This is a genomic window from Amycolatopsis sp. NPDC006125, assembly GCF_040614195.1.
Taxonomy (GTDB): Bacteria; Actinomycetota; Actinomycetes; order Mycobacteriales; family Pseudonocardiaceae; genus Amycolatopsis_E; species Amycolatopsis_E tucumanensis.
In genome coordinates this window covers 58,983-78,235 of record NZ_JBEXTZ010000032.1, presented here as the reverse complement: position 1 = coordinate 78,235, position 19,253 = coordinate 58,983, and the positions used below count along the sequence as shown (strand labels likewise).

Genomic DNA, 19,253 nt, shown 5'->3' with positions numbered 1-19,253 from the left:
CTCGGCCAGCCAGGCGCCGCGCGGGCCGAGGACGTCGCGGACGAGAGGGCGGGCGGTGGCGGTGGTCGTGCCGAAGCGGAGCAGGTCGGGCAGCAGCCGGTACGGCGGGCGCCGCCCGGTGTCGCGGGCGGCGGTGAGCCAGTCGCCGGTGAGCAGCTCGGTGCCGACTTCGAGGCGGATGGCCTTGGTGAGCAGCAGTTCCAGCAGCTGGGCGGCGGCCGGGGTGCATTCGGGACGGTCGTCGGGGCCGGCCGGTTGTCGCGGGGTGCCGCGCCAGACCGGTGGTGTCCAGCCCGCGCGCCGGTGCCCGGCGGCGAGGGCGGCCGCGGCCAGGACCGCGGCCTCGGGCGAGTCGGCGGTGACGCTGCTTGCGCCCGGGATGCCGGAGGCGGCCAGGTCGAAGGGGCGGCGGCCGGTGCCGACCAGCGCCGTGCCCAGCAGGTCTTCCCACGCGGTCACAGCGCCACCAGCCGGTCGCCGACCTGCACGCTCAGGGGGTGCAGGCGCTCGTCGATCCACTCGCCGAACACCGGCACCGGGTGCCCGCCGGAGAGGGCGAGCAGCTGCCACACGTCGGTGCCCGCGGCCAGGGTGAGGGCGGCGCCGCCGGGGTCGACGAGCAGCGGCGGGTCGCCGGGGACGACGGTCATCCCGGCCAGTGCCAGGGGGATGCGGCGCAGCCACGGGTTCCCGGCGAGCCACCGGGCGGCCTGGCCGAGCGCGGTGCGGACGTCGGTGGCGTGCGGGAGGCCGGAACCGGGCGTGACCTTGTGCTCGTCACCGGCGAGCAGCGCGCGGCGGGGCTGGCCGCCGGGGTAGCGGGCCACCTCGCCGTCCACAACGGACCCGAGCACGTGCGCGACCTTCAGCGCCTGCCCGGCGGCGGCGAAGTCCAGCAGCACCACGGTTTCGCCGGTGCGCTCGCCGTGCAGCCAGGTGCGCTGGGACAGCAGGCGCTCGTCCTCCTCCTGGCTCAGGCCGACGACCCACCACCGGTCGGCGACCCGGTCGCCGATCTCGTCGCGGCGGCGGGCCCAGCCCAGCACCGTGCGCAGGTCGCCCATCGCGGCGTCGTCCAGCTCGGCGCGGCGCCGCCACGCGCGGACCGCGAGGTACCAGCGGCCGAGCTCGCCGAGCAGGTGCGGCGCCCAGTCGGCGCGGGCGTGGATGTCGGCGCCGGCGGCGCGGACCCGGTCGGCGAGCCCGGGCAGCTGGGCGTCGACGAGCCGGGCCGCGGCGGTGTCCCAGAACCCGGGCGGCTGGCGGCGGGCGGCCGCCAAGCCCTGGCGGACGAGGTCGTGCAGCCACAGCTCGAAGTCGTCGAGGCCGGCCGACATGAGCGACTCGCGCTCGGCCAGGCGCTTGGCCTGCGCCTCGGGGTCCGGTTTGGCGGCTTCCCGGCGGGGCGTGGCGGGGGTGACCCAGTCGGCGGGCCCGGCGTCCTCGGAGACGGAGCCGTCGCCCGCGGCCCACATGAGCAGCAGGGCCAGGCCGTGCTTGCAGGGGAACTTGCGGCTCGGGCAGGTGCAGCGGAAGGACGGTTCGGTGAGGTCGACGGTGACCTGGTAGGGGGTGCGGGCGCTGCCCTGGCACTTGCCCCAGACGAGTGAGCTGGTGCTCCCGAGGTCGGACCAGGTGCGCGGGTTGGCGAGCCCGCGGGCGGCCCGCGCGGACCCGGCGTCCGGGGCCAGCGCGAGCACCCGAGCCACCGTCCACCGCGATCCCACGCGGCCAGCCTATCCGCCACCCCCGGCGGCGGCCGGGCACCCGGGCGGGCCGGTTCGCCGGCCGGATGTGGAGCCGCCCCGGCGGGAGGCAGTGGCCGGCAGCCGCGTCCGGCGGTGCTCGCCCGGCGCGGCGGCCATGGCCCCGGTACGGGGCCACCGCTGGTTCCGGCTGGACGACCAGGGGCCGCCGCCGCGTGCCCCGGCGGCGGCCGGCTTGCGGTGAAGCTGGTGCCTCGTCGGATTCCGGTGGCCCACCTCGGCCCGGTGGCGTGGTCCGGCTTGGTTCCTGTCCCGGCCCGATCGGCGGGGCAGGCTCGATGGCCCGCCCCGCTCGGTGGTCCGGCCCGGTCCGCCCTGGCCCGGTCGTTCGGTCAGGCCATTTCGGGGACCCGCAGGTGCGCCAGTGCCAGCTCGAACTCGGCCACCTCGAGGATCTCCACCCCGGCCTCCTCCGCGCCGCGCGAGCGGAGGGCGTCGGCGCGGTTGCGGGTGCTCGCCATGTTCGCGTGGTTGTCGTAGGTCACCGAGGACACCGCGATGCCCGCCACGCGGTCGATCATCAGGCTGGCGCTGCAGAACCCGTCGAGGCGTTCCAGCTCGGGCAGCAGGCCCATGCGGTAGGTGTCGATGGCGCGGTCGAGCTGGTCGAAGCGGGTCCAGGTGACGCGGCAGCAGGCGCCCTCGGGCGCGGGCCGCGTGCGGTGCAGCACCGCGATCTCCCACTCGTCGACCTGGGCGCGGTTGCCGCCCATCACCTCCGCCGCGTGGTCGCGCAGCGGGCGCACCCGGTCGGCGCTGTCCCGCATCGCCTCCATCGACTCCCACGAGCTGGTGGCGATGCAGCGCCCGGAGTCGCGGTCGACGAGCATCGACAGTCCGACGCAGCCGGGCATCTCCATCAGCTCCGGCATGACCTCGTCGCGCAGGTGGGCGATCCCGGCGTCGATCGTGTCCTGGTGAGCTTGCACCGTGGTGGAACGCGCGAACACGCCTTCCACCCCCTCTCCGGTCGAGGCGGCGTCCCGGCGGCGCCGCCGGTAGCCCTCCACCTTGCGCCGCGGGGCGAGCGGGCGCAACCGCGGCCGGCGCCGCCCTAGTCGACGACGTACCACTGGCCGCCGCGGTATTCGAGGACGGCGTCGCCCAGGTCGCTCTCCGTGAACGGGGTGTCCGCACGCACCGCGCGGGCCGGGATCTCGATCCGCCCGGCGGTTTCGGTGACCCCGGCCCGGTCGACCGTCGCGGTGCGCAGGGCCCGCTTCTGCGCCGGCGAGATCATCTGGAAGGTGATCGGCATGGTCTGCTCGCACGGCCCGAAGCCCTGGTCCTCGGCCTTCTTCGCGGCCGGGCCCGCGATCTCGCAGACCACCGCGAGGTCCTCGCGGCCCACCGCGTGCAGGAACTCCTCGTAACGCCGGATGCCGTCGGACGCCGACGGGCCGGACGACGTGGGCGCTGTCGACGATCCGGACGGTGGCGGGCCGTCCTGCTTGCGGTACAGCGTGGCGGATCCCGTCACACTGCCGCCGGAGTAGGTCATCTTCAGGGACTCGCCGTCCCGGTGGAGCGTCACCGTGCCCTCGGTGACGCAGTTGCCCGCGTCCTTGTCCAGGATCGTCTCGTGCAGCTCCAGCCACTGCGTGGTCGCGTCGACCAGCCGGAGGATGCCGCGGCACGCCAGGTCCGGATCGGGGCCGGTCCAGGTCGTGCGGTACTCGACCGGGTTGCTGTCGCCGCCGAGGACCACCCGCATGTGGTACGGGCGGGCCGCCGGGGACTGCTCGACCGGGTCGCGGGTCTCCCACGTCCCGGCGAAACCGTCCGGCAGCCGGGCGGGCATGGCGCAGCGGCGGTCGGTGAACACGTCGGCGAGTTGCCGCCCCGGGTAGGGACCGGCCGGGCCGGAGAAGCCGGGCACGAGCGACTGCGCGCCCCACGCGCCGCGGTAGCCGTACCACGGCTCGCCGTCGAGCGCGCGTGGTTGCGCGCGCCACAGGTTTCCCTGCGAGGTCCAGTCGAAGGTGGCGCCGGAGACGTGCCAGCCCTTCGACGGGTACGACGCGTGCGACCCCTTGGCCGAGTACACGACCGGGTGGCCGTCGTCGTGGTCCAGGTCCGCCCACGGCACGGAACACGGCTCGGCGCCGTGGCCGAAGAAGGTCACCGCGACCGGTTCGCCGTTCCGCAGCTGGACGGCGACCCGCTCCCAGTCGCCCTCGTGCGTGTTGCCCACGGGGGTGCCGGCCGGGCGGAGTTCGTTGCGGCCGTAGAAGAACCAGTACACGTACGCGGAGCGCTCGTCGTCGGCGCGGTGGTGCTCCCAGTACATCGGCGGGGGAGCGTCGTCGGGCTGGACGTTGTCGTGCGCGTCCAGGTAGAACCCGCCGTCGGAGTTCGGCGAGACCTCGTCGCCCGAGTGGCGGGCACAGGGGAAGAGCGGCTTGTCCGGGGACGGCACGGCGGGGTCGGCGTCCTTGTGGTGCTTGTAGACAGTGCCGCGAAGCGAGCCGGGATCGACCGGGTCGGCCACCGGCTCGGGGTCGGCGCAGTCGTCGTGCTCGTACCGCAGCGCCGACTGCCGGATGTAGGCGGTCGCGTCCATCGGGGTGAACCGCTCGTCGCCGGCCAGCCACACCCGCGGCGCGAACTGCAGCGCGGTGGGCTCGTCCACACGCGCCGGTGTGGGCGCGGTCTGCTCCTTGGGTACAGGATCGTGGTCCTCGCAGGCCGTCAGCAGCGTCATGGCCAGCAGGGCCACCCCCAGCAAAACGCGCATCTTGAGGACTGTACGCAAGGGACGCCACGCGCGTGGCCGTTTTCCGGAATCAGCTGCTGGCCGAACTCAGCCGCCGGCGGATCACCGCCGCGCGCGGGAACGTCGAGGCCGAAGTGGACGGACACGGCAACCTGACCGGCCTGCGACTGGCCGCGGGCGCCCTGCGGCTGGCGGAGGCGGTGGTGAGCGCGGTCAGGCGGGCCGGGCACGGGTTGCGTCGGCCCCGTCGGCCGGCAGGCGACGAGCCGGAGGAGTTGTTCACCGGCCTGGCGGACGAGCACCGGCGCCGGGCGGCGCGGGCGCGTGTGGCGTGCTGCCCGCACTGCGGCGGTGCGTTGCCCGCTCAGACCTGAGGCTGCGCTTCGAGGTGCTGTTTCAGCAGGCCGAGCGTGGCGGGCACTTCCTTGCGCGCGTTGCGGCGCGCCAGGGGAGCGATGAGCCTGCCCACGCCGTGCCCCTCGAAACCGATGCCGTACTCGACGTGGGTGCCCTCGCCCTCCGGGGTGAACGTGACGTCCACGTGCGCCCGGACCGGCCCGTCCACGCCGCGGACGCCGTAGCGCCGGCCCGGGTCGTAGGCCGTCACCTCCCACGTGATGGTCCGGTCGGCGCCCATGACGTGGCGGACCTCGTGCCCGCGGCTGCCGACGGTGACCGGGACCGGGCCGTCGAAGGCGGCGGTGCGGACGTCGGGCTGCCAGTCGGGCAGGTGGGCGGCGTCGGCGAGGAAGCCGAACACCTCCTGCGGGCTGCGTGCGATGTCCACTGTGGCGGTGGTCTTCCCGGACATGGCGCGACTCCTCTCGTGGTGCGTCGAGGGTAGGCCGGTCGTGCGGCGCCCGGAAGGAGCTCGGTCCGGCAACCTCGCCCGCGCTCAACCGTCCTGTCAAGGAGTGCCCGGACGCGAGGGGGTTCTGGTGCGGGATGCCGGCGGTTGGCTGCGGGAGTTCCAGGAGGCCGCGCGTGCCAGGCAGGACCGCGGTGATCCGGACTGGGCCCGGGGCGCCCGGCTCGACCCGGCGGTGGTGCGCAGCCTGCAGCGGTTCCAGGTCGGCGAATCCGGCGACGGCGTGCGGCTCAACCGCGCCGCCGAGCGGACCGGTGATGGCGCCTACGCCGCGGCGGTGCGGTTGTTCGTCGCCGAGGAGCAGAACCACGCGCGGCTGCTCGCCCGCCTGCTGGAGGCCGCCGGGGCGCCGACGATCACGAGCCACTGGACCGACAGGGCGTTCGTCGCGCTCCGGCGCGGGCTGGGGCTGCGGCTGGAGCTGGCGGTGCTGCTGATCGCGGAGACCGTGGCGCTCAGCTATCACCGCATCCTTCGCGACGGTTCCGGTGACGCCCTGACGCGCGGCGTGGCGGCCCGCATCCTGGATGACGAGCAGCGGCACGTGCCCTTCCACCGGGACCGCCTGCGCCGGTCGATGCCGCGCCCGGCGTGGTGGCTGGTGCGGACCGCGTGGCAGCTGCTGCACGCCACCACCGCGGCGGTGGTCGCCTGGGATCACGGGGCCGCGTTGCGCGTGCTCGGTGTCGGTCGGCGGCAGTTCGTGGCTGAACAGGTCTGCCTGTTCAGCCGGTTCCTGACCACGCTGCGAGCGGAGCACGCCCGGACCTGAGGCCGGCGATGAGGTGCACAGCGCCGAAATCACCGAACCGGAGACCGCCTGCCGGCGGCATCGAGCAGGAGGCGGGCCGTCGGGGAGGACGTGAACGCGCCGAAGTCGATCAGCGGTTGCAAGTGGGTGAGCTGGTGGACGCGCGACCAGCACGGTGAAACGGCCGTGGATCCGCCGAACGCGCGACCTCAGGCGTGCGCCACGCCGAGCCCCGCGCCCAGTGCCAGCGCCGCGGCCTCGCCGCGGGAGCTCACTTCCAGCTTCTGCAGCACGCCGGTCACGTGGAACTTCACCGTGCTCTCGGTGACGCCCAGCTCCGCCGCGATCGCCTTGTTGCGCTTGCCCTGCGCGAGCAGCGCCAGCACCTCCCGCTCGCGGCGGTTGAGGTTCGTCAGCCGCGTTTCGCCGGAGGGCTCGGGCGCGTCCAGCGGCAGCGAGATCGTCACCCGGCTGCCCCAGCCCGGCGCGGCGTCGATGTCCAGCGCGGCGCCCAGCGTGCGCGCCCGGCCCTGGAGGCCACGGCGCAGCGCGTCCACGTCCAGCTCGCCGGACCCCTGGTCCCGCACGTCGACCACCAGGCTCGCGCCGTCGCTCGACCACGCGATCCGCAGGCGCGCCAGGCCCGGCTGGGCGGTGAACGCCAGCACGGCCGTCCGCGTCATCGCCCGCGCGGCGTGCGCGATTTCGCCGGGCACGGAACCGCCGGACGGGGCGACGAACTCGATCGGCGCCTCGTGGTGGCGCAGCATCTGCCGGATGTCCTCGCGCAGCCGGGCGAACGCCTCCGGCGCGGCCTCCTCGGACAGCGCCTGGTCCGACTTCCGCGCCGATCGCAGCGCCAGCAACGCCGCCGACGCCGAGTCCGCCGCCGACAGCCGCGCCCGGCGGTCGTCCAGACCGGCGGACCGCAGCGTGGTCAGGATCGCCACCAGCGCCGCCTCGTGCGCGGCCGCCAGCTCGGCGATCGTCCGCTCCCGCTCGCTCGAGGCGGCCCGCGACTCGGCGAGGTAGTCGGGGCTGGCTTGGGCGACCTGCTGGCTGATCGAGGTCACCACCAGGCCGAAGATCGCGGCCAGCAGCTCCGGCTCGGGCAGCCGCCGCCGCGCCGCGCGGGGGACCAGCACCAGCAGCGTGCCGGCCGGATCGAGCACCACCCACACGGTCCGCTCCGCGCCCGCGATCGACGCGGTCGTGCTGACCGGACGGCCGGGCTCGACCGCGGCCTTCAGCTCCTCCAGCTCGCCGATCGTGACCTTGTTGATCATCTCGGTGGCGCCGGCGACCTTGCGCGGCCGCCCGGTGCACTCCCGGGTGAACACGACGAGCGCGGTGTGCGGCCACCGCTCGCCGAGGAACCGCGAGAGGCGGCGGGCGATTTCGTGCAGCGGCCCGTCCACGACCTCTCGCAGAGCCACCAGATCGGACACCGGATCCATGCGGCCACTCTAACCGGAGGTCGAGGTTTTACTGGTCCGACGACCAGGTCGCGGAAACGCCACTCAGGGCTACCGTCGCCAACGGTATGCGTCACCGCGCATGCTTCTCCACCGAAAGGAACAGCCGATGCCACAGACGGTCCGCGGCGTGATCGCCCGCTCGAAGGGAGCTCCGGTCGAGCTCACCGACATCGTGATCCCCGACCCCGGTCCCGGTGAGGTCGTGGTCGCGATCGCCGCGTGCGGGGTGTGCCACACCGACCTGACCTACCGCGAGGGCGGCATCAACGACGAGTTCCCGTTCCTGCTCGGGCACGAAGCCGCCGGCACCGTCGAAAGCGTCGGCGAAGGCGTCGATTCGGTCCAGCCGGGTGACTACGTCGTCCTCAACTGGCGCGCGGTGTGCGGCCAGTGCCGGGCCTGCAAGCGCGGCCGCCCGCAGTACTGCTTCAGCACGTTCAACGCCACCCAGAAGATGACCCTGACCGACGGCACCGAGCTGACCCCGGCGCTGGGCATCGGCGCGTTCGCGGACAAGACGCTCGTGCACGCCGGGCAGTGCACCAAGGTCGACCCGGCCGCCGACCCCGCCGTCGCCGGCCTGCTCGGCTGCGGCGTGATGGCCGGTCTGGGCGCGGCGGTCAACACCGGCGCGGTGAGCCGGGGCGATTCCGTCGCGGTGATCGGCTGCGGTGGCGTCGGCGACGCGGCCATCGCCGGGGCCCGCCTGGCCGGGGCGAACAAGATCATCGCCGTCGACCGCGACGCGAAGAAGCTCGAGTGGGCTACCGAACTGGGCGCCACCCACACGGTCAACGCGACCGAGACCGACGTGGTCGAGGCCGTCCAGGCCCTGACCGGCGGGTTCGGCGCGGACGTGGTGATCGACGCGGTGGGCAGGCCGGAGACCTGGAAGCAGGCGTTCTACGCCCGCGACCTCGCCGGCACGGTCGTGCTGGTCGGCGTCCCGACCCCGGACATGCGGCTGGAGATGCCGCTGCTCGACTTCTTCTCCCGCGGCGGCGCGCTGAAGTCGTCCTGGTACGGCGACTGCCTGCCGGAACGGGACTTCCCGGTGCTGGTCGACCTGTACCTGCAGGGCAGGCTGCCGCTGGACAAGTTCGTCACCGAGCGCATCGGGCTGGACGACGTCGAGAAGGCCTTCCACACCATGCACGCCGGCGAGGTGCTGCGTTCGGTGGTGGTCTGGTGAGCTTCCGGATCGACCGGGTCGTCACCTCCGGCGTGTTCGAACTCGACGGCGGCAGCTGGGAGGTCGACAACAACGTCTGGCTCATCGGCGACGACCACGAGGTGGTGGTGGTCGACGCCGCGCACGACGACAAGCCGATCGTCGAGGCCGTCGCGGGGCGCAAGGTCGTCGCGGTGGTCTGCACGCACGGCCACAACGACCACGTCACCCACGCGCCGCAGCTCGGCGAGCAGCTCTACGCGCCGGTGCTCCTGCACCCGGGCGACCAGGAGCTGTGGGACATGACCCACGCCGGGCAGGCGTTCTGGAAGGCCGACGACGGTCAGCGCATCGCCGTCGCCGGCACCGAGATCGAGCTGATCCACACCCCGGGCCACTCGCCCGGCTCGGTGTGCCTGCACCTGCCCGAGGCGAAGGCGCTCTTCACCGGCGACACGCTGTTCGCCGGCGGGCCGGGCGCGACGGGCCGGTCGTTCTCGGACTTTCCGACGATCATCGACTCGATCCGGGACCGGCTGTTCAAGCTCCCGGAGGACACCCGGGTGCACACGGGTCACGGCGACGGGACCACCATCGGGACCGAGGCGCCGCACCTTGCGGAGTGGATCGCGCGCGGCTACTGAGCCGGCGTGGTCGCCCACGCCGTGGCCGTCGTAGCGCGCCTGGCTACCGCGCGGGCTGCCCGGCCACGATGCTGCCACCGCCGCGGTGAGCGAGAACTGGGCAGCCCGCGCTCAGCGCGCGGGCTGCCCAGCAGCGATGACGGCGAGGTGGTGCGTCGGCGGGGCAGCGTCCGCGCTCAGTGCGCGGCAGGCGTCGGCGACGTGCAGGCAGGTGATGTCCCGCAGCGCGGCCACCCGCCGGGTGCCCCCGCTCAGTGCGCCGCAGGCGCGGGCGTCGCGGCGGCGGGCTTGCGCACGAACAGCGCGGTCACCAGCGCGAGCACCCCGACGACGCCGGCCACCACGAACGCCGTGCGCAGGCCCGTGGCGTCCGGGATGCCCGCCGGGTCGTTGCTGGCCAGCGTGGCCACGCTGACGAACACCGCGGTGCCGAACGCGCCCGCGACCTGCTGCAGCGTCGCCAGGATCGCGCTGCCGTGCGAGTACAGGTGGTCCGGCAGCACGCCGAGCGACTCCGTCATCAGCGGCGTCATCATGAAGCCGAGCCCGGCCATCAGCAGCACGTGGATGGCGATCACCGCGGCCAGCGGCGAGCCCGGCCCGAGCAGCGCGAACAGCCACATCGACACCGCCAGCGCCACCGCGCCGGGGATCACCAGCGGCCGCGCGCCGAACCGGTCGAACAGCGCCCCGACCGGGCGGCCCAGCAACCCGAGCGTCAGGCCGCCGGGCAGCACCGCCAGCCCGCTGACGAACGTGCTGGTGTGCAGCACGGTCTGCAGGTACAGCGGCAGCATGATCGACGCGACCCCGAGCAGGCACACGAACAGCAGCGCGGCCAGCACCAGCGCGACGACGAAACTGCGGTGGGTGAACGGCCGCAGGTCCAGCAGCGCCCTGTCCTCGCGCTGCAGCCGCGTCTGCCGCCAGGTGAACACGGCCAGCAGGGCGAGCCCGCCGACGATCGTGGCCCACGGCGGCACCGGCGCGTGCCCGCCGCCTTCGCCGATGCCGGCCAGGCCGTAGAGCACGCCGCCGAAACCGAGCGCGGACAGCAGCACCGACGGCACGTCCAGCGGCACCTTGCGGGTCGAGCTGTCCAGCCGGAACCACGCCGCGCCGATCGCCAGCGCGGCCAGCGCCAGCGGGAGCACGATCCAGAACATCCAGCGCCAGCCCAGCGACGCGAGCACCGCGCCGCCGATCGTCGGCCCCACCGCGGGGGCCACGGCGATCACGATGGTGATGGTGCCCATCGTCGCGCCGCGCTTGTTCTCCGGCACCAGGCGCATCACCGACGTCATCAGCAGCGGCAGCATCACGGCGGTGCCGCAGGCCTGGACCACGCGCCCGGCCATCAGCATGCCGAAACCGGGCGCGAGCCCGCTGATCGCGGTGCCCGCGCTGAACAGGGTCAGCGACGCGAGGAACACCTGGCGCGGGGTGAACCGTTCGAGCAGGAACCCGGTGGTCGGGATGACCACCGCCATCGTCAGCAGGAACCCGCTGGTCAGCCACTGCACCGTGGTGGTGGAGACGGCCAGGTCGGCGGTGAGGTCGCGCAGCGCGACGCTCAGGATCGTCTCGTTCAGGATCATCACGAACGCGGAGACGACCAGCACGCCGATGAGCAGCCCGGACCGCGGCGGCGCCTCGTGCGCGGCGTCGGGGGGAGTGGTCGCGGGGGCGGCCATGGAAGCACCTCACAGGGAATTCAGTGGTCGGGATCGCGGCCTCGGCGCCGCCGGAACGGCCGCACCCATCCCCCAGCAGGGCAGGCGAAAACAGCCGAACCACTTATACGGTGCGAACGCACCGCCCGTCCATCGAATTCCCGCTGCGGCGCTAGGTCATCTGGCGGATGAGGATCGTCGCCACGCAGGCCGGTTTCGGCGCGTCCTCGACGGCGATCGTCATCGTGATCGCCAGCTGCAGCCCGCCCCGCACCTCGGTCACTTCCTCGAGCGTGGCGGTCGCGCACACCTTGCTGCCCACCGGCACCGGGGAGGGGAAGCGGACCTTCTCGCAGCCGTAGTTGACGGTCAGCCCGAACCCGGTGAACTCCACGATCTCCGGCAGCAGCCGCGGCACCAGCGACAGCGTCAGGTAACCGTGCGCGATGGGGCCGCCGAACGGTCCCGCCTTCGCCCGCTCGACGTCGACGTGGATCCACTGGTGGTCCCCGGTCGCCTCGGCGAACCGGTTCACCGCCTCCTGGGTGACCTCGACCAGCCCGCTGCTGCCGAGCGGTTCCCCGACCGGCAGGGCGTGCACCCCGTCGACACCGTGCACCACGATCGCCACGTCAGACCTCCTCGAACATCAGCGGCGCGGGTTCGAACTCCTGCAGCGGCGCTCCGGCGAACAGCCGCACGACCTCCGGCACGGTCCAGCCGCCGGGCCGCAGCTCCTCGGCCACCTCGCCCGGGTGCGTCCACAGCGCGATGCGGTCGCCACCGGCGGCGATGGCCTGGCCGGTGACGTGCGCGGATTCCGCCGACGCGAGGTAGACCACCAGCGGCGCCACGTCGTCCGGGGTGCCGAGGCCCTGGCGCCGCAGCGGCTCCGGCACCGGCTCGCCCGCGTCCACCCTGGACACCAGCTCGCCCAGCCCCGGCATCGTCGCGACCATCCGGGTGAGCGCGGTGGGCACGATCGCGTTGACCGTCACGCCGATCTTCGCGTGCTCCACCGCCCAGGTGCGCATCATCGCGACGATGGCGCCCTTCGACGCGGAGTACGCGGTCTGCCCGAAGCTGGCGCGCTGCCCGGCGGGGGAGCCGACGAGGATCAGCCGCCCGCCCTCGCCCTGCTCCCGGAACCGTCGCACCGCCGCGCGGCCGCAGGTGAAGGTGCCGCGCAGGTGGCTGGTGACCACGAGGTCGAAGTCGTCGTCGCTGGTGTTGCGCAGCGTCCGGTCGCGCAGCGCGCCGGCGTTGGTGACCATCACGTCGAGGCGGCCGAACTCGCCGACCGCCCGCCGCACCAGCGCGTCGGCCAGGTGGCTGCCGCCGACGGAACCGACCACGGCGACCGCCCGGCCGCCCGCGGCGGTGATCTCCGCGACCGTCGCCTTGGCGACGTCGGCGTCGAGGTCGTTGACGACCACGGCGGCGCCTGCGGCGGCCAGCGCCCGTGCGTAGGACCGGCCCAGGCCGCGGCCGGCCCCGGTGACCACGGCGACTCTGCCGTCGAGCATGTGCCCTCCTTCGATCGCGGATCTCCTCGACGGTATGAGCCGCGGCTGCCCGGCACGCTGGCCTTGCGTCGCCACCGTGGCGCGACGTTTGTCCCGCCCGTCCTGCGGTTCCCGGCCGTGTCGCTCCGGCCCCGCGCCTTCCTACGCTGGACGCCGAGCCGAGGAGGTGCGGACCGGATGGACGTCTCCTTCGGCACCGTCTGGGAGGCCGTGGCCCGTGGCCTGCCGGACGCGGTCGCGATCTCCGAACCGGGGCGCGACCTGACCTACGCCCAGTTCGACGACCGCGCCGCCCGGCTGGCCACCGCGCTCGAGGAGGCCGGGGTGCGGGCCGGCGACAAGGTGGCCTGCTACCTGCACAACGGCGCGGCCTACCTGGAGACCGTGTTCGCCGCATTCAAGATCGGCGCCGTGCCGGTCAACGCGAACTACCGGTACACCGCGGACGAGCTGACCGCGCTGCTCACCGACGCCGACGCGGCCGCGGTGGTGTTCAGCGGGGTGCTCGCGCCGAACCTGCGCCACGCCGCGGAGCACGTGCCGACCCTGCGGCTGCTGGTCCGCGCCGGCCCCGCCGTGGAGCCCGGGCCGTCGGCGCCGGAACTGGAGGACCTGCTCGCCGTCACCCCGCCGCGCCCGCCGGAGCACCGGTTCGGCTCGGACGAGATCTTCATGTACACCGGCGGCACCACCGGGAAGCCGAAGGGCGTCATCTGGCGGCAGTCCGACCTGCTGCACTCGCTGTTCGTGCCGGTCTTCCGCCCGCTGGGCGCGCGGGAACTGCCCGCCACCCTCACCGAGGCCGTCCACCTCGCGATCGACGCCCACGCCGAGGACCGCTCGCACGCGACGATGCCGGTCGTGCCGCTGATGCACGGCACCGGCCTGTTCAACTCGATGGGCGCCCTGCTCACCGGCGGCCGGGTGATCACCACCAGGCCCGGCGCGCTCGACCCGCACCACGTCTGGACGACGGTCGCCGCGCAGCGGGCCCGCACGATCATCGTCGCCGGCAACGCCGTCTGCCGTCCGCTCGTCGACGAGCTGGTCGCGGCGGAGCGGCGGGGGAGCCCGCACGACCTCGGCTCGCTGCGGTCGGTGATCAGTTCCGGCACGGCGCTGTCCGACCGGCTCAAGCACGCGCTGCACGAGCGGGCGAGCGTCACGATCTTCGACGCGATCGCCTCCAGCGAGGGCGGGCCGTTCGCGTTCGCGGTCACCTCCACTGTGGACGATCTGCCGTCGCGGTTCTTCCCGGTGCCCGCGACGAAGGTGTTCGGCCCCGGCGACGCCGAAGTGACGCCCGGCAGCGGCGAGACCGGCGTGCTCGCCTACCGCGGCCCGATCCCGCTCGGCTACTACAAGGACTCGGCGAAGACGGCCACGACGTTCCGCACGATCGGCGGCGTCCGCTACGCCATCCCCGGCGACCTGGCCGCTGTCGAGGCCGACGGCGCGATCCGGTTCCTCGGCCGCGGGTCCGGCGTCATCAACACCGGCGGCGAGAAGGTGCACCCGCAGGAGGTCGAGGACGCGTTGCTGACCCACCCGGAGGTCACCGACGCGGTCGTGGTGGGCCTGCCGGACGAGACGTGGGGCGAGCGCGTCGCGGCGGTGGTCGCGACGGCTTCCGCGACCTTGTCGGCCGGGGAGCTGCGGGAATGGGTGCGCCGCGGCCTGGCCGGGTACAAGGTGCCGCGCACGATCGAGCTGCTGCCCGAGCTGCGCCGCATGCCCACAGGGAAGCTCGAGCTGGCCTGGGCCCGCGACCTCCTCCTAAAATGTTTAGGAAATTCCTGATATGCTTTAGGCATGGTGCGAGCGGGACTGACCACCGAGCGCGTGGTCCAGGCGGGGGCGGAGCTGGCCGACGAGGCCGGGTTCGACGAGGTGACCCCGTCGGCGGTGGCCCGTCGGTTCGGCGTCCAGGTCGCGAGCCTGTACTCGCACGTGCGGGGCGCCCACGACCTCAAGGTCCGCGTCGCGCTGCTGGCGCTGGGCGAACTCGCCGACCGGGCCGCCGACGCGCTCGCCGGGCGAGCCGGCCGGAACGCGCTGGTCGCCTTCGCCGGCGTCTACCGCGACTACGCCCGCGAGCACCCGGGCCGCTGGGCGGCGGCGCGGTTCCGGCTCGACCCGGAGCACGCGGCCGCGAGCGCCGGGCCGCGGCACACCCGGATGATGCAGGCGATCCTGCGTGGCTACGACGTGCCGGAGGCCGACCACCCGCACGCCGTCCGGCTGCTGGGCAGCGTCGTCCACGGCTTCGTCGAACTCGAATCGGGCGGCGCGTTCGGCCACAGCGCGCCCGAGCCCGGCGAGTCCTGGTCGCGGATCCTCGAGGTCCTCGACGTCACCCTGCGGAACTGGCCCGGGAGGACCGGATCGTGATCACCACACCCCTGACCGCGGACCTGCTGCGCGGAGCCCTGGACGTCGAGTCCGGTGCGCACGGCCTGGTGCCGCACCGGCTGCCCGCGTGGGCGCGCGCCCGTGCCGACGCGCCGCTCCGCATGGCGGAGTCGCAACCGTCCGGCGTGCGGCTGGTCTTCCGCACCCGCGCGACCGTGATCGAACTGGACGCGCTGCGCACCACCCGGTCCTACGTGGGCACCCCGCCGCGCCCGGACGGCGTGTACGACCTGCTGGTCGACGGACGGCTGACCGCGCAAAGCGGGGTCGGCGGCGGCAACACCGTCCACATCGACCTGTCCACCGGCGCGGCCCGGATGGAGCCCGGGCCGCCCGGCACGGTGCGGTTCGACGGGCTGCCCGGCCACGACAAGGACGTGGAGATCTGGCTGCCGCACAACGAGATCACCGAGCTGATCGCGCTGCGCACGGACGCGCCGGTCTCGCCGTCGCCCCCGCGCGGGCGGGTCTGGCTGCACCACGGCAGCTCGATCAGCCACGGCTCGGACGCGGCGAGCCCGGTCACCACGTGGCCCGCGGTGGCCGCCGGGCTGGGCGGCGCCGAGCTGGTGAACCTCGGCTTCGGCGGCAGCGCCATGCTGGACTCGTTCACCGCGCGGGTCATGCGGGACACGCCGGCCGACCTGATCAGCGTCAAGATCGGGATCAACCTGGTGAACGGCGACGTGATGCGGCTGCGTGCGTTCACGCCCGCGGTGCATGGTTTCCTCGACACGATCCGCGACGGGCACCCGGACGCCCCGCTGCTGGTGGTCTCGCCGATCTGGTGCCCGATCCACGAGGACACGCCCGGCCCCGGCGCGTTCGACGTCGAGGCGCTGAAGTCGGGCGTCGTGCGGTTCCGGGCCACGGGGGATCCGGCCGAGCGCGCTGCCGGGAAGCTGACGCTGCGCGTGATCCGGGAGGAGCTGGCGCGGATCGTCGCGGAGCGCGCCGACGAGAACCTGCACTACCTCGATGGCCGCGACCTCCACGGCGAGAACGACCGTCCGCTGCCCGACAACCTCCACCCGGACGCGGCGACCCACCGGCTGATGGGGGAGCGGTTCGCCAAGCTCGCGTTCGGCGGCCCGTTCGCGGCTCGCTAGTCCAGGCAGGAGCGGAGCGCGGCGAGGTAGGCGGTGGTGTTCGGCGCGTTCAGCAGTCCCGGCGCCATCCGGTTCATCACGTAGGCGAAGGTCAGCCGCCGGTCGAGGTCGTTCACCACCACCGCGCCGCCGAAACCGCTCCACCAGCAGGTGCGGTCGTCGACCGCGTAGCCGAGCCCGAACCGGACGGGTGCGCCGAGCACCCGGTCCACCCCGTCGGCCTGCACCTCGAAAATGCGCTCCACAGCGGACTCCGAAAGGAACCGCCTGCCGTCGATCGTCCCGCCGTGGGAGACGACCGACTGCAGGCGCGCCACCGAGCGGGCGTTGCCCTGGCCGTTCAGCCCGCCCAGCTCGGCCGCCAGGAACGGCCGCGTGGTCGTCACCGTCGGCGGGATCAGCGGGTTGGTCAGCGTGCGCACCGCGATCGGGTCGAGGGCCGCGTAGTCCACTCCGGACGACTCGGGCGGCACCAGCGTGGCGAGCCGGGCGTCCACGTCCGCCGGTGCGCCCAGCCAGTAGTCCGCCCCCAGCGGCTCCGCGAACTCCGACCGCAGCACCGTGCCCAGCGAGCGGCCGGTCACCCGCCGCACGATCTCGCCGACCAGGTGGCCGTGGCTGACCGCCTGGTACCCGGAGCCCTCGCCCGGCGGGAACCACGGCTCCTGCGCCGCCAGCAACGCCGCCGCTTGTGCCACATCGCAGATGTCGTCGAGAGTGACCGGCGAGGCCCATCCGCACACGCCCGAGGTGTGGCCCAGGACGTGCCGCACCAGCACGCCGTCCTTGCCCGCGGCGGCGAACTCCGGCCAGTACCGCGCCACCGGCGCGTCCGGGTCTAGCTGCCCCCGGTCCACCAGCGCGAGCGCCACCAGCGCCACCATCGTCTTGGTCAGCGAGTACGTGGTGACCAGCGTGTCCCGCGTCCACGGCACGCCCGGCGCGGCCGAGCCGCCCCACAGGTCCACCGCCACCTCGCCGTCGGCGATCACGCAGACCGAGGCCCCCGCCTCGGCGCCGTCGCGCAGCCGACGCGCCAGCAGGTCGCCGAGTGCGGCGAACCGCGCGTCGCAGTGGCCGTTCACCGGACGGCCGCCGCCCGCTTCCGGCCCGCCTCGATCTCGCGGTGCAGGTCCCGCACGTAGCGGGCGAAGTCGAGCTGGATGGTGTGCCGCGGCGCGGAGTAGTACTGCCCGAGGTGCTTGGCCTCGTCCCGTGCGATGGCGGCCTCCATCTCCGCGACGTCCGGCAGCTCGTACTCCCCGGTCAGGTGCCGCGCGATGAGCTTGCTCTGCTGCTCGGCGAGGTTGACGATCGTCGGCGACGCCTGCGCCAGCCCGGCGAAGTAGAGGTTGCCGATGCCGGGCTTGACGATCCGCTTGAACAGCGGCAGCCGGTGCTCGGCGTCCGGCAGCAGCGCCGGATCGTCGAAGAACGGGAACGACATCCGGTACCCGGTGGCGCACACGATCACGTCGGCCTCGACGCGGGTGCCGTCCACGCACACCACGGCGTCACCGTCCAGCCGCTCGATCGCGGGCACGCAGGTGAGGTCGCCGGAGCCGGCCTTGGCGAGGAAGTCCACGCTCACCGACGGGTGCGCCGACAGCGGCTCGTGGTCCGGCTTGGGCAGCCCGTAGTCCTCCATGTTGCCCAGCGTCTTCTTGATCGCCCGCCGGGACAGGGCCAGGCCGATCTTCTTCGGCATCCACGGCGGCATCATCATCTTGTCCGCCGGTTTGCCGCCGCGGTACTTCGACAACACCCACACGCCGCGCCGCGCGGACACCCACACGTGCCGCGCGATGGAGCGGTGCGACAGCTCGGAGGCGATGTCCAGCGCCGAGTTCCCCATACCCACCACGACGATCCGCTTGTCCCGCATGTCGACCGGGTCGAACGGGCTGCGGTAGGCGTGGCTGTGCAGGACCGGCCCGTCGAACGTGCCGGGGTAGTCGGGCAGGTACGGGTTCCAGTGGTGGCCGTTGGCGACCACGAGCGCGTCGTAGTCGCGGGTCTCGCCGGTGGACAGGGTGATCCGCCAGGTGCCGTCGGGTCGCCGTGCCGCGTGCTCGACCGCGGTGTCGAAGGTGATCGTCTCGCGCAGCCCGAAGTGGTCGACGTAGTCGCGGAAGTACTGGTGGATCAGCGAGTGGTGCGGGAAGTGCGGCCAGTCCGCGCCGGCCGGGAAGTCCTCGAACTGCAGGCGCGTGGTCGAGGTGTCGATGTGCAGTGATTCGTAGCAGGCGGAGCGCCCGTTGGGGTTGCCGAAGTACCAGTTGCCGCCGACGTCGTCGGACATTTCGAAGCAGTCGTAGGGGATGCCGTGGTCGCGCAACCGCTTCGCCGTGGTGAAGCCGGAGCAGCCGGCGCCGATGATGCAGACGGTGGGGAGTGAACTCACGGATGCCTCCTCCGCTGGCCACGATGCCGCTGACCACTCTGGCACGTTCGCTGACGGTGTGTCCAGTGAGTAGGCTGACCGTCATGAGCCTGCGGGAGCGGCAGAAGCAGCAGACCCGGCGCGACCTGCTGGAGCACGCCAAGGCGCTGTTCGTGGAGCGCGGCTACGCGGCGGTGACGATCGACGACATCGTCTCCGCGGTCGGCTGCAGCCGCGCGACGTTCTACCTGCACTTCTCCGGCAAGCCCGAGGTGCTGCAGAAGATCGGCGCGGAGACGATGGCGCAGCGGGCGGTCGCGGTGTACGCGGAGCTGGACGAGGTGCTCGCCACCGGTTCGCGCGAGGGGTTCACCGGCTGGATGCGGCGCGCGGTCGCGTGGTTCGAGGAGAACCAGGCGATCCTGCCCGCTTGGGACGAGGCGGTCGCGCTCGAACCGGAGTTCCGGGCCATCGCCAAGCGCGCGGTCGACGAGCTGCCCGCCGCGATGCCGCGGTACCTGGAACGGTGGGGCCCACAGCGGCGGGCCGAGGCGCACCTGCGGATCGAGCTGCTGGTCAGCCAGCTGGAGCGGTTCTTCACCCGGTGGGCGGTGCAGGGCACGATCACCTCCACGGCGGACGAGGCGGCCGAGGTGCTCAGCGACATCTGGTTCCCGGCGCTGCGGCCGCCCCGGTGAGACGCTCGTCGTCTCAGCGGAGCCGGAATCGGATATTGGACTTCATGGTCCCGGGGTG

The 19,253-nt window shown here is 73.6% G+C and carries 19 protein-coding genes and 1 pseudogene; 8 read left to right on the top strand and 12 right to left on the bottom strand.

Features of this window, described 5'->3' with window-relative positions:
* The 4 genes and pseudogenes from ABZ193_RS18530 to ABZ193_RS18515 all read right to left on the bottom strand — a co-directional run.
* Positions 1-459: pseudogene (locus ABZ193_RS18530) on the bottom strand (hypothetical protein); the annotation flags it as partial.
* Positions 456-1,727: an SWIM zinc finger family protein gene (locus ABZ193_RS18525; protein WP_354710772.1), complete on the bottom strand. Its 1,272-nt coding sequence runs from the start codon at positions 1,725-1,727 to the stop codon at positions 456-458. The gene ABZ193_RS18525 and the pseudogene ABZ193_RS18530, both read right to left, overlap by 4 nt.
* Positions 1,728-2,098: 371 nt before the next feature.
* Positions 2,099-2,716: an antibiotic biosynthesis monooxygenase gene (locus ABZ193_RS18520; protein ID WP_354710771.1), complete on the bottom strand. Its 618-nt coding sequence runs from the start codon at positions 2,714-2,716 to the stop codon at positions 2,099-2,101.
* A 104-nt stretch (positions 2,717-2,820) separates the two neighbouring features.
* Positions 2,821-4,503 carry a hypothetical protein gene (locus ABZ193_RS18515; RefSeq protein ID WP_354710770.1) on the bottom strand — a complete coding sequence of 561 codons (1,683 nt, stop codon included), beginning with the start codon at positions 4,501-4,503 and terminating at the stop codon, positions 2,821-2,823.
* A gap of 32 nt (positions 4,504-4,535) precedes the next feature.
* Here ABZ193_RS18515 and ABZ193_RS18510 point away from each other — a divergent pair, with 32 nt between their 5' ends.
* Positions 4,536-4,856, top strand: a complete 321-nt coding sequence (locus ABZ193_RS18510; RefSeq protein WP_354710768.1) for a hypothetical protein — start codon at positions 4,536-4,538, stop codon at positions 4,854-4,856.
* Here ABZ193_RS18510 and ABZ193_RS18505 read toward each other — a convergent pair.
* Positions 4,847-5,293: an SRPBCC family protein gene (locus ABZ193_RS18505; protein WP_354710767.1), complete on the bottom strand. Its 447-nt coding sequence runs from the start codon at positions 5,291-5,293 to the stop codon at positions 4,847-4,849. The two genes, ABZ193_RS18510 and ABZ193_RS18505, sit on opposite strands and share 10 nt — an antisense overlap.
* A gap of 103 nt (positions 5,294-5,396) precedes the next feature.
* On the opposite strand from ABZ193_RS18505, the gene ABZ193_RS18500 reads away from it, so the two are divergent.
* Positions 5,397-6,122 (top strand): ferritin-like domain-containing protein, encoded by a 726-nt coding sequence (locus tag ABZ193_RS18500; RefSeq protein WP_354710765.1) that lies wholly within the window; start codon positions 5,397-5,399, stop codon positions 6,120-6,122.
* A gap of 188 nt (positions 6,123-6,310) precedes the next feature.
* Here the strand turns inward: ABZ193_RS18500 and ABZ193_RS18495 are convergent, their stop codons facing one another.
* Positions 6,311-7,558, bottom strand: coding sequence for a LuxR C-terminal-related transcriptional regulator (locus tag ABZ193_RS18495; RefSeq protein ID WP_237334719.1), 1,248 nt, complete (start codon positions 7,556-7,558; stop codon positions 6,311-6,313).
* Between the two features lie 127 nt (positions 7,559-7,685).
* On the opposite strand from ABZ193_RS18495, the gene ABZ193_RS18490 reads away from it, so the two are divergent.
* Both ABZ193_RS18490 and ABZ193_RS18485 read left to right on the top strand, forming a co-directional pair.
* The gene (locus ABZ193_RS18490; RefSeq protein ID WP_354710763.1) at positions 7,686-8,771 is read left to right on the top strand and encodes an S-(hydroxymethyl)mycothiol dehydrogenase; all 1,086 of its coding nucleotides are present in this window, start codon (positions 7,686-7,688) and stop codon (positions 8,769-8,771) included.
* Complete coding sequence (locus ABZ193_RS18485; RefSeq protein WP_020419803.1) at positions 8,768-9,394, top strand: MBL fold metallo-hydrolase; 627 nt, start codon at positions 8,768-8,770, stop codon at positions 9,392-9,394. Before ABZ193_RS18490 ends, ABZ193_RS18485 begins: the two co-directional genes overlap by 4 nt.
* Positions 9,395-9,505: 111 nt before the next feature.
* On the opposite strand, the gene ABZ193_RS18480 is transcribed toward ABZ193_RS18485, so the two are convergent.
* From ABZ193_RS18480 to ABZ193_RS18465, 4 genes are all read right to left on the bottom strand, one after another.
* On the bottom strand, positions 9,506-9,628 hold the full coding sequence (locus ABZ193_RS18480) for a hypothetical protein (protein WP_020419802.1): 123 nt from the start codon (positions 9,626-9,628) through the stop codon (positions 9,506-9,508).
* Positions 9,629-9,645: 17 nt separating this feature from the next.
* Positions 9,646-11,088 (bottom strand): DHA2 family efflux MFS transporter permease subunit, encoded by a 1,443-nt coding sequence (locus tag ABZ193_RS18475; protein ID WP_020419801.1) that lies wholly within the window; start codon positions 11,086-11,088, stop codon positions 9,646-9,648.
* 151 nt (positions 11,089-11,239) lie between these two features.
* Complete coding sequence (locus ABZ193_RS18470; protein ID WP_354710762.1) at positions 11,240-11,698, bottom strand: MaoC family dehydratase; 459 nt, start codon at positions 11,696-11,698, stop codon at positions 11,240-11,242.
* A 1-nt stretch (position 11,699) separates the two neighbouring features.
* Positions 11,700-12,593: an SDR family oxidoreductase gene (locus tag ABZ193_RS18465; protein WP_354710760.1), complete on the bottom strand. Its 894-nt coding sequence runs from the start codon at positions 12,591-12,593 to the stop codon at positions 11,700-11,702.
* A 177-nt stretch (positions 12,594-12,770) separates the two neighbouring features.
* On the opposite strand from ABZ193_RS18465, the gene ABZ193_RS18460 reads away from it, so the two are divergent.
* Genes ABZ193_RS18460 through ABZ193_RS18450 form a run of 3 tightly spaced genes read left to right on the top strand, consistent with a single transcriptional unit; the run spans position 12,771 to position 16,114 of the window.
* Positions 12,771-14,393: an AMP-binding protein gene (locus ABZ193_RS18460; protein WP_354710758.1), complete on the top strand. Its 1,623-nt coding sequence runs from the start codon at positions 12,771-12,773 to the stop codon at positions 14,391-14,393.
* A gap of 12 nt (positions 14,394-14,405) precedes the next feature.
* The gene (locus ABZ193_RS18455) at positions 14,406-14,984 is read left to right on the top strand and encodes a TetR-like C-terminal domain-containing protein (protein ID WP_354710757.1); all 579 of its coding nucleotides are present in this window, start codon (positions 14,406-14,408) and stop codon (positions 14,982-14,984) included.
* Positions 14,981-16,114, top strand: a complete 1,134-nt coding sequence (locus ABZ193_RS18450) for a GDSL-type esterase/lipase family protein (protein WP_354710756.1) — start codon at positions 14,981-14,983, stop codon at positions 16,112-16,114. The genes ABZ193_RS18455 and ABZ193_RS18450 overlap by 4 nt, the downstream gene beginning before the upstream one ends.
* Here the strand turns inward: ABZ193_RS18450 and ABZ193_RS18445 are convergent.
* Together ABZ193_RS18445 and ABZ193_RS18440 are read right to left on the bottom strand one after the other, a co-directional pair.
* A complete protein-coding gene (locus tag ABZ193_RS18445; protein ID WP_354710755.1) occupies positions 16,111-17,199 on the bottom strand; it encodes a serine hydrolase domain-containing protein in 1,089 nt (362 codons plus the stop codon). The genes ABZ193_RS18450 and ABZ193_RS18445 overlap by 4 nt on opposite strands.
* Positions 17,196-18,518 (bottom strand): NAD(P)-binding domain-containing protein, encoded by a 1,323-nt coding sequence (locus ABZ193_RS18440; protein WP_354710754.1) that lies wholly within the window; start codon positions 18,516-18,518, stop codon positions 17,196-17,198. The genes ABZ193_RS18445 and ABZ193_RS18440 overlap by 4 nt, the downstream gene beginning before the upstream one ends.
* Before the next feature lie 83 nt (positions 18,519-18,601).
* Here ABZ193_RS18440 and ABZ193_RS18435 point away from each other — a divergent pair, with 83 nt between their 5' ends.
* Positions 18,602-19,195, top strand: a complete 594-nt coding sequence (locus ABZ193_RS18435; RefSeq protein ID WP_354710752.1) for a TetR/AcrR family transcriptional regulator — start codon at positions 18,602-18,604, stop codon at positions 19,193-19,195.
* Positions 19,196-19,253: the final 58 nt, after the last annotated feature.